The sequence below is a fragment of the Mesorhizobium sp. M5C.F.Ca.IN.020.29.1.1 genome, from assembly GCF_003997375.1.
GTDB lineage: Bacteria > Pseudomonadota > Alphaproteobacteria > Rhizobiales > Rhizobiaceae > Mesorhizobium > Mesorhizobium wenxiniae.
This window is the reverse complement of record NZ_RZSW01001063.1, coordinates 1-888: the sequence shown is the minus strand read 5'-3', so window position 1 is coordinate 888 and position 888 is coordinate 1. Positions and strand designations below refer to the sequence as shown.

The following is an 888-nucleotide window of genomic DNA, read 5'->3' as shown; positions in this document are numbered from 1 at the left end:
CCCCCAGGCCTTGAGCGCAGCCTCGAGAGCTCCGCCGAAGGGCGAGCCGTCGGACTTCAACAGGATCGTTCCGGTGCCTGGCCCGGCATGCTCGGCAATCCGGCTCACCATGTCGCCGGCAATGGCGCTGGCGGCCGGGCCGGAGATCTCCGGCGGCGCGGAACTGGCGACGAGCCCGTCCGCTCCCAAGGTCTGGCAGCCGGCAAGCAGCGCGGCGGCGATGGCGGTCGAGATAAATCGCCGGACGGGACGGCCAGCACGCATCGCCTACCCTCCCCGCCTGATGCTGATCTTCTCCCGGCGCCAGCCGACGCCCGAAACCAAGACGGCGCGATCGATATGATAATCGACCACCATCATGTCACCCTTAATCCGGTAATTGACGATGCGATTTTCGCCGCCCGAGACGACGAACAGCACAGGCGCGTCCTGGCCGGAAATGGTACGCGGAAACTGGATGTAGGTCTTCTCTCCGTCGGAATAGACCCGCGTCGGCCGCCAGCGCGCATTGCCGCTGACGCTGTACCGAAAGTCCAGTTGCTCCGCCGGCACACCGGCGCCCGGGATCGTGCTCGCCTCCAGCCTGGCATTGATGTCGGCGAGGCGCGCCGAGACGTCTTCCGGATATTCGAAGCCGACGCGGGCCATGTATTGGCTTTCATGCGACTTCAGCTGGACATGGTAGGTGCGCCGCGACGTCGTCACCACCATCGATGTGACGAGACCCGGCTCAGCCGGCTTGACGATCAGGTGGATCGCCTGGCCTCCGACGGCACCGGAGGTTGCCGGCTCGACCTTCCAGCGCACGGTGTCGCCAACAAGAACGTCGCGCACCACTTCGCCGGCCTGCAGCTCGATATCGCACACCTGCAAGGGCGAGCACACGAC

At 66.0% G+C, this 888-nt stretch carries 1 protein-coding gene and 1 pseudogene; both read right to left on the bottom strand.

The window, feature by feature from the left end; translation table 11 throughout:
• A pseudogene (locus EOA85_RS36230) lies at positions 1-264 on the bottom strand (conjugal transfer protein TrbH); the annotation flags it as partial.
• Between the two features lie 3 nt (positions 265-267).
• The coding region (gene trbG, locus EOA85_RS36225) for a P-type conjugative transfer protein TrbG (RefSeq protein ID WP_127212797.1) at positions 268-888 on the bottom strand (621 nt) is incomplete at its 5' end.